Origin of the sequence: Ectothiorhodosinus mongolicus, assembly GCF_022406875.1 — a bacterium.
GTDB classification, from domain to species: Bacteria; Pseudomonadota; Gammaproteobacteria; order Ectothiorhodospirales; family Ectothiorhodospiraceae; genus Ectothiorhodospira; species Ectothiorhodospira mongolica.
In genome coordinates this window covers 1,721,871-1,729,213 of the sequence record NZ_CP023018.1, presented here as the reverse complement: position 1 = coordinate 1,729,213, position 7,343 = coordinate 1,721,871, and the positions used below count along the sequence as shown (strand labels likewise).

Below are 7,343 nucleotides of genomic sequence, written 5' to 3'. Positions count from 1 at the left end.
GTTTTTACGTTAGGCGACTTCGCTGACGGCTGTGCCGTTTTTCTTGCGGTAGTCGTCGATGGCAGCCTTGATCGCGTCTTCGGCTAAGACCGAACAGTGGATCTTCACCGGCGGCAAAGCCAGCTCTTCAGCAATCTGCGTGTTCTTGATGCTGCCGGCTTCGTCCAAGGTCTTACCCTTGACCCACTCAGTCAACAAGCTGGAACTGGCAATCGCCGAACCACAGCCATAGGTCTTGAACTTGGCATCTTCAATCACGCCCGCCTCGCTCACCCGAATCTGCAGCTTCATCACATCACCACAAGCCGGGGCGCCCACCATACCAGTGCCCACGCTCGCATCGTTCTTGTCCATCGCTCCCACATTGCGCGGGTTCTCGTAATGGTCCAACACCTTGTTACTGTATGCCATGTCTTGGTTCTCCTCTTCGGATTTGTGGGGTCTGACCCCAAATGGGGTCAGACCCCGTTTTTGACTGTGGGGTCTGACCCCATTTGGGGGGTTAGTGGGCGACCCACTCTACGGTTTTGAGGTCGATGCCTTCCTGGTGCATCTCCCACAGCGGGGACAGCTCACGCAGCTTCTCAACGGCGCCGCGTACCAAATCAATGGTGTAGTCAATCTCTTCAGCCGTGGTGTAGCGGCCAATGGAGAAGCGAATCGAGCTGTGTGCCAGCTCATCATCACGGCCCAAGGCGCGCAGCACGTATGAGGGCTCAAGACTGGCACTGGTACAGGCCGAGCCCGAGGATACGGCGATATCCTTGAGCGCCATGATCAGGCTCTCGCCTTCGACAAAGTTGAACGAGACGTTCAAAGCACCAGCAACGCGCTGTTCCAAGTCGCCATTGAGGTAGACCTCGTCCATATCCTTAAGGCCATTCCACAGACGATCGCGCAGACTTCTGACGCGCTCCATCTCCGTGCCCATCTCTTCACGGGCAATGCGGAAAGCCTCGCCCATACCAACGATCTGGTGGGTGGCCAAGGTGCCCGAGCGCAAACCGCGCTCATGGCCGCCGCCGTGCATCTGCGCTTCTAGGCGAACGCGGGGCTTTCTACGTACATACAAAGCACCAATGCCTTTGGGGCCATAGGTCTTGTGCGCCGAAAAGCTCATCAGGTCTACCGGCAGCTTCTCAAGATCAATCACCACCTTACCAGTGGACTGCGCCCCATCGACATGAAAGATAATCCCTTTGGAGCGGGTCAAGGTGCCAATGGCGTTGAGATCTTGGATCACGCCGATCTCATTGTTCACATGCATGATCGACACCAAGATCGTGTCATCGCGCAGCGCCGCCTCAAGCTTAGCCAGATCCACCAGACCATTGGGCTCAGGATCCAGGTAGGTCACTTCATAGCCTTCGCGCTCGAGTTGACGGGTAGAGTCCAGTACCGCTTTGTGTTCGGTCTTAACGGTCACAATATGACGGCCCTTCTTATGATAGAAGTGCGCAGCGCCTTTGATCGCCAGGTTATTGGCTTCGGTGGCACCACTGGTCCAAATAATCTCGCGCGGATCCGCGTTCACCAACGCAGCCACCTCTTCACGCGCCTCCTCGACCGCCGCCTCAGACTCCCAGCCAAACTTGTGTGAGCGCGAGGCCGGATTGCCAAATAAACCATCCACCGTCAAATACTCACTCATCTTCCTGGCCACACGCTCGTCCATCGGCGTGGTCGAGGAATAGTCCAAATAAATCGGTAACTTGATACTCATGAATCTCTCCTAAAACTTAAGCAGCGGTGCGACGGAACATCAGGGCATCATCACGGCGCCCCATGCGCGAATCCTGGCGGCGGGCGACTTCCAAGACATCGGGTCGGTTCGCAAATTCTGCCAACGTGATCCCATCCAAGAAACCAAACAGCTGCCGGCTGAGTTCATCCCAGAGTTCATGGGTCAGACAACGCTCGCCTTCCTGGCAGTTGGCCTTGCCACCGCAGCGCGTCATTTCGACGTTTTCGTCCACCGCGTTGATGATCGATGCGATGGTGATCTGGCTGGAGGGTTTGCCCAAACGATAGCCACCACCGGGCCCGCGCACCCCTTCTACCAAGCGATGCCGGCGCAACTTGGCAAACAGCTGCTCTAAATAGGACAGAGAAATCCCTTGGGTCTGTGAAATATCTGCCAGAGTCACCGGACCGATACGGTCGTGGATCGCTAAGTCCAACATGGCAGTCACAGCGTAGCGACTTTTCGTTGACAGTCTCATCCTTTTTCGCCTCGCAAGTATCGTTGGTTTGAATTCCTGATCAAAATGCTCAGGATTTAACCTAGTTCTACAATACCTGATCACTTTGGTCAAGAATTAAGGCAAAAAAAGTTTCGGCTCAGGCGAACCGATGGCCTTGGCGCAGGCAAAACCCCAGCCACTTATAGAGGAAGCGATTCATCCGCCAGCGGGTTTGCATGGCCTGCCAGCCCAGATCGCTGCTGCCCTCATCGGCATTCCAGCGCAGTGGGCCTGTGTCTTTGCCCAAGACCTCGACTTGACGCGCATCGTGGTAGACGCGGATACGCAGATTGGGGCTGCGCCGCTGAGTTTGGCGCTTACCTGCGGTGAATTCATAGGTGAGTAGCAGCGTCGTGGTGTAAGGGCCGCGCTCGAGCACCTGAAAATGCAAATCCATGCCGTCGGCAATGCGCGAAAGCCGTGGCTGTAAATCGTGTCCTAGATCGGGGCAGAGCTGGCGCAAGCGGATATAATTGAGCTCATAGACATCCATCAGCGCAGCGAAACTGCGCGGCATAGGCTCCACATAAGCAGGTTTGCGGGTCTTGAGCAGCATGTCGGAAGCTTAGCACAGGGAGAGACCATGAAAATCGAATCTATCGCCACCAAAACCTTCACCGATCAAAAACCCGGCACCTCTGGCCTGCGCAAAAAAGTGACGGCATTCCGCCAGCCGCACTACCTCGAAAATTTCGTGCAGGCGGTGTTTGATGTGCGACCCGACCTTCAGGGGGGAACCCTAGTACTGGGCGGTGACGGACGCTTCTACAATCGCGAAGCCATCGGCATCATCCTGCGTATGGCGCAGGCCAATGGCGTGGGTCATGTCATCGTCGGTCAGGGCGGCATCCTCTCCACACCGGCAGCTTCTTGCCTGATTCGCAAGTACCGTACCCAGGGTGGGCTGATACTCTCGGCCAGTCACAACCCGGGTGGACCCGATGCTGATTTTGGCATCAAGTTCAATATGCCCAACGGCGGCCCGGCACCCGAGAGCGTCACCGAGGCCATTTATCAGCGCACCCTCGAGCTCGAACACTACCGCATCTGCCCGCCCAGCGGCATCAATATTGACCATCTGGGGGAGCATACTCTGGAAGGCATGAAGCTCACGGTAGTGGATCCGGTAGCGGATTATGCCGAGCTGATGCAAAGCTTATTTGACTTCAAGGCCATGCGCACTTTGCTGGCCAGCGGCCTGTTCAGCATGCGGTTTGATGCGATGCATGCGGTCACGGGGCCTTATGCGCTGCGGATACTTGAAGATCTGCTGGGCGCACCGGAGGGGACGGTAATGCGCGCTGAGCCCCTGGCTGATTTCGGCGGGGTGCACCCCGATCCGAATTTGGTGTACGCCGCCGATCTGGTGGCCGTATTGAATCGCCCCAATGGGCCGGATTTCGGCGCGGCTTCGGATGGCGATGGCGATCGTAATATGATCCTGGGATCGCGTTTTTTCGTCACGCCTTCTGACAGCCTGGCGATCATGGCAGCCAATGCGCATTTGTTGCCGGGTTACCGCCAAGGCATTGCCGGCGTGGCCCGCTCTATGCCCACCAGTTGCGCTGCCGATCGGGTGGCTGAGGCCTTAGGCATTGCTTGTCATGAAACCCCTACCGGCTGGAAATTTTTCGGCAACTTGTTGGACGCGGGCGCGATCACGCTATGTGGTGAGGAGAGCTTTGGCACGGGTTCTGATCATGTGCGCGAAAAAGATGGACTGTGGGCCGTGCTGTTTTGGCTGAATTTGTTGGCGGTGCGCCGCCAGTCGGTGGCCGAGATCGTCAAGGAGCATTGGCAGCGCTTTGGCCGAAATTATTACACCCGCCATGACTATGAAGACGTGGACAGCGATGCGGCTGGGGATTTAATGCAGACCCTGCGCGCACGCCTACCTGAGCTGATCGGACAATCCTTTGGGCCATTCACCGTGACAGCTGCGGATGATTTTGCCTATACCGATCCGGTGGATGCTTCGGTGAGCACGGGTCAGGGACTACGCATTCTTTTTGAAGAAGGGGCTCGGCTGATTTTCCGGCTCTCAGGCACCGGCACCAGTGGCGCGACCCTAAGGCTTTATGTGGAACGCTACGAGTCGGATCCCGGGTGTTTACTGGAGGATCCACAAAGCGCGCTGCGGCCCTTACTGGAATTGGCAGAATCACTGGCACAGATCCAACATTACACCCAGCGCAGCCAGCCGGATGTGATCACCTAGGCCTGATATTTGCCCTGAGTTCGATCAAGACTCAGGCTTGCGCGACCCGATCTGACCTGCTATCAATAGTGTTTTGATGCACTGCCACATAACCATAACGATAGCGGAATTTGAGGATGAGTGAACAGCAGGCCAAGCCCGCGGATGCGGACAAAATGCCAGCACAGCCCAAGCAGAATGCGGCTGGGAAGCGCCCTGCCCGCAATCAGCCTCGTGAAATCGGTGGTTTTGACGGCCCGGAACCCACACGCTACGGCGATTGGGAACAGCGCGGCCGTTGCAGTGACTTTTAATCGCCCTTGGGATGAATCCTTCTATGCAAACCGATCATCGTCCGCTGTCACCCCATGCGCAGATCTACAAACCGCATCTGATTATGGTGATGTCCTTTGGACATCGCGCCTCTGGTGTGGTTTTGAGCGTTGCCAGCCTCTTTTTGGTTTATTGGCTGTTGGCTTTAGCCGCTGGTCCTGAGGCCTTTGCCCGGGCCGAAGGCCTATTGCATAGCTGGCTGGGTGGCCTACTGATGTTCTTGGTGTCCGTGTCCTTGTTTTACCACCTTGCCACCGGCGTGCGACATCTGGTCTGGGATACCGGGCGGGGTTATGCGATTGATGCGGTTTATAACAGCTGCAAGATGGTTTTGGTCGCTACCGTGGTCCTCACCGGCCTGTTCTGGCTGGTGGTGCTTTAAGGAGTTTTCCTCATGAGTCTGCAATCCCCTCTCGGCCGCGCGCGCGGTCTGGGTTCTGCGAAAGATGGCACGCATCACTGGTGGGTGATGCGCATCAGTTCGATCGCCATGCTGCCGCTTAGCCTTTGGTTGCTGGTCGGCTTGGGCAGTGTCTCGGGCCAAGGTTATGAGGCCGCTGCGACCTGGGTATCGGCGCCTTGGAACCTAACGTTGATGGTATTGACCATCGCTGTGCTGTTTCACCATGTACAACTGGGTGTGAGCACCATCGTCGAGGACTATGTACACCATGAGGCGATGAAGGTGGCCGGGGTCATCGCGGTGAAATTTTTAACCGTACTGCTGGCCCTAGCCAGCATCATGGCGGTGCTACGCGTCGCCTTTGGGAGCTGATGCATGAAGGGCAATTATCAGATTATTGACCACCACTATGACGTGATCGTCGTGGGTGCCGGTGGTGCTGGCTTACGGGCTACCTTTGGTATGGCCGAGAAGGGTCTGAAAACCGCCTGTGTGAGCAAGGTGTTCCCGACCCGCAGCCACACGGTCGCCGCTCAGGGCGGCATTTCCGCGGCTTTGGGTAATATGGGAGATGACGACTGGCGCTGGCATATGTACGACACCATTAAAGGGTCGGATTGGCTGGGCGACCAAGACGCCATTGAATACATGTGCCGCGAGGCTCCGGCTGCCATTATCGAGCTCGAACACTATGGCGTGCCGTTCTCGCGCACCGAAGAAGGCAAAATTTATCAGCGCCCCTTTGGCGGCATGACCACGCATTTTGGTGAAGGCACAGCGCAGCGTACTTGCGCCGCTGCGGACCGCACGGGGCATGCGATTTTGCATACGCTGTACCAACAGGCCATGAAGCACCAGGCAGAGTTTTTCATCGAGTACTTCGCCACCGACTTAATCATGGATGGCGATACCTGCCGCGGCGTTCTGGCGCTAAACCTATTGGATGGCACGCTGCATCGCTTCTCTTCGCATTTGGTGGTTTTGGCCACCGGCGGTTATGGCCGCAGCTATTTCTCGTGCACCTCGGCCCACACCTGTACTGGCGACGGCATGGGCATGGCTTTGCGCGCTGGCTTGCCGATGCAAGACATGGAATTTGTGCAGTTTCATCCCACCGGCGTCTACGGCGCCGGCTGTTTGATCACCGAGGGTGTGCGCGGCGAGGGTGGCTATCTCACCAATGCCAAGGGTGAGCGCTTCATGGAGCGCTACGCACCCAATGCCAAGGACCTGGCTTCGCGCGACGTGGTGTCGCGTTCGATGACCATCGAAATCAATGAAGGCCGTGGCGTCGGTGCCAAGCAAGACCACATTCATTTGCACTTAGAACATCTGGGTCCTGAAGTCATCCACGAGCGCCTCCCGGGTATCGCTGAGACGGCGCGCGTTTTTGCTGGCGTCGATGTCACCAAAGACCCGATCCCGGTGCTTCCTACGGTGCACTACAACATGGGCGGCGTTCCCACCAATTATCATGGCGAGGTGGTCACACTCAAAGATGGCAACCCCGATCATGTGGTCCCCGGCTTGATGGCGATTGGTGAGGCCGCTTGCGTTTCGGTGCATGGTGCTAACCGCCTGGGCTCCAACTCGCTCTTGGATCTGGTGGTGTTTGGCCGCGCTGCGGCGATTCGCGCGGCTGAGATCGTGAAAGATATTGGTGCTAGCGTGAAGCCTCTGCCTGAGGGCGCCAGTGATGCGGCGTTGGAGCGCCTAGATCGCTTGCGCTATGCCGATGGCGGCAGCAGCACGGCGAGCATCCGTGATGACATGCAACAAACCATGCAGCGCTATGCCGCGGTGTTCCGCACAGGCGACACGCTGCAAAAGGGCTGTGATGAAATGCAGCGGGTTTATGAGCGCTTTGGCGATGTGCGCGTTAATGACCGGTCATTGATCTGGAATTCGGATTTGATCGAAACGCTGGAGCTGGAGAACCTGCTGGGCTGCGCCATCACTACCGTGGAATCGGCGCTGCATCGCCCCGAATCCCGCGGCGCGCATGCGCGTGAAGATTACACAGAGCGTGACGATAAGAAATGGATGAAACACACTTTGTCGTGGATGGATGCCACCGGCAAGGTGCGCTTTGATTACCGCCCCGTGCACATGTACACGCTGAGCGATGATGTGGAACCCATCCCGCCCAAGGCCCGCGTTTACTAAT

The 7,343-nt window shown here is 57.1% G+C and carries 9 protein-coding genes; 5 read left to right on the top strand and 4 right to left on the bottom strand.

The genetic code is table 11. The features are described 5' to 3' along the window. Positions 1–9 precede the first annotated feature (9 nt). From iscU to CKX93_RS08445, 4 genes are all read right to left on the bottom strand, one after another. Positions 10–411 (bottom strand): Fe-S cluster assembly scaffold IscU, encoded by a 402-nt coding sequence (gene iscU / locus CKX93_RS08460; RefSeq protein ID WP_240076653.1) that lies wholly within the window; start codon positions 409–411, stop codon positions 10–12. A gap of 91 nt (positions 412–502) precedes the next feature. Continuing rightward, positions 503–1,723: an IscS subfamily cysteine desulfurase gene (locus CKX93_RS08455; RefSeq protein WP_275675545.1), complete on the bottom strand. Its 1,221-nt coding sequence runs from the start codon at positions 1,721–1,723 to the stop codon at positions 503–505. 16 nt (positions 1,724–1,739) lie between these two features. Further along, positions 1,740–2,222 (bottom strand): Fe-S cluster assembly transcription factor, encoded by a 483-nt coding sequence (locus CKX93_RS08450; protein WP_076756315.1) that lies wholly within the window; start codon positions 2,220–2,222, stop codon positions 1,740–1,742. A 118-nt stretch (positions 2,223–2,340) separates the two neighbouring features. Next, positions 2,341–2,799: a DUF1249 domain-containing protein gene (locus CKX93_RS08445; RefSeq protein WP_076756314.1), complete on the bottom strand. Its 459-nt coding sequence runs from the start codon at positions 2,797–2,799 to the stop codon at positions 2,341–2,343. A 27-nt stretch (positions 2,800–2,826) separates the two neighbouring features. Here CKX93_RS08445 and CKX93_RS08440 point away from each other — a divergent pair, with 27 nt between their 5' ends. From CKX93_RS08440 to sdhA, 5 genes are all read left to right on the top strand, one after another. Next, positions 2,827–4,461, top strand: a complete 1,635-nt coding sequence (locus tag CKX93_RS08440) for an alpha-D-glucose phosphate-specific phosphoglucomutase (RefSeq protein ID WP_076756313.1) — start codon at positions 2,827–2,829, stop codon at positions 4,459–4,461. A gap of 116 nt (positions 4,462–4,577) precedes the next feature. Continuing rightward, on the top strand, positions 4,578–4,754 hold the full coding sequence (locus CKX93_RS08435) for a DUF1674 domain-containing protein (protein ID WP_076756312.1): 177 nt from the start codon (positions 4,578–4,580) through the stop codon (positions 4,752–4,754). 23 nt (positions 4,755–4,777) lie between these two features. Then, entirely contained in the window at positions 4,778–5,155 is a 378-nt protein-coding gene (gene sdhC, locus CKX93_RS08430; protein ID WP_076756311.1) for a succinate dehydrogenase, cytochrome b556 subunit, read from the top strand. 12 nt (positions 5,156–5,167) lie between these two features. Then, positions 5,168–5,548: a succinate dehydrogenase, hydrophobic membrane anchor protein gene (gene sdhD, locus CKX93_RS08425; RefSeq protein ID WP_076756310.1), complete on the top strand. Its 381-nt coding sequence runs from the start codon at positions 5,168–5,170 to the stop codon at positions 5,546–5,548. Between the two features lie 3 nt (positions 5,549–5,551). Next, positions 5,552–7,342, top strand: a complete 1,791-nt coding sequence (sdhA, locus tag CKX93_RS08420) for a succinate dehydrogenase flavoprotein subunit (RefSeq protein ID WP_076756309.1) — start codon at positions 5,552–5,554, stop codon at positions 7,340–7,342. Position 7,343: the final 1 nt, after the last annotated feature.

What these genes read in the sequence shown, in the direction of transcription:
- iscU (WP_240076653.1), bottom strand. Translation starts at nt 411, where the DNA reads ATGGCATACAGTAACAAGGTGTTGGACCATTACGAGAACCCGCGCAAT.
- CKX93_RS08455 (WP_275675545.1), bottom strand. Translation starts at nt 1,723, where the DNA reads ATGAGTATCAAGTTACCGATTTATTTGGACTATTCCTCGACCACGCCG.
- CKX93_RS08450 (WP_076756315.1), bottom strand. Translation starts at nt 2,222, where the DNA reads ATGAGACTGTCAACGAAAAGTCGCTACGCTGTGACTGCCATGTTGGAC.
- CKX93_RS08445 (WP_076756314.1), bottom strand. Translation starts at nt 2,799, where the DNA reads ATGCTGCTCAAGACCCGCAAACCTGCTTATGTGGAGCCTATGCCGCGC.
- CKX93_RS08440 (WP_076756313.1), top strand. Translation starts at nt 2,827, where the DNA reads ATGAAAATCGAATCTATCGCCACCAAAACCTTCACCGATCAAAAACCC.
- CKX93_RS08435 (WP_076756312.1), top strand. Translation starts at nt 4,578, where the DNA reads ATGAGTGAACAGCAGGCCAAGCCCGCGGATGCGGACAAAATGCCAGCA.
- sdhC (WP_076756311.1), top strand. Translation starts at nt 4,778, where the DNA reads ATGCAAACCGATCATCGTCCGCTGTCACCCCATGCGCAGATCTACAAA.
- sdhD (WP_076756310.1), top strand. Translation starts at nt 5,168, where the DNA reads ATGAGTCTGCAATCCCCTCTCGGCCGCGCGCGCGGTCTGGGTTCTGCG.
- sdhA (WP_076756309.1), top strand. Translation starts at nt 5,552, where the DNA reads ATGAAGGGCAATTATCAGATTATTGACCACCACTATGACGTGATCGTC.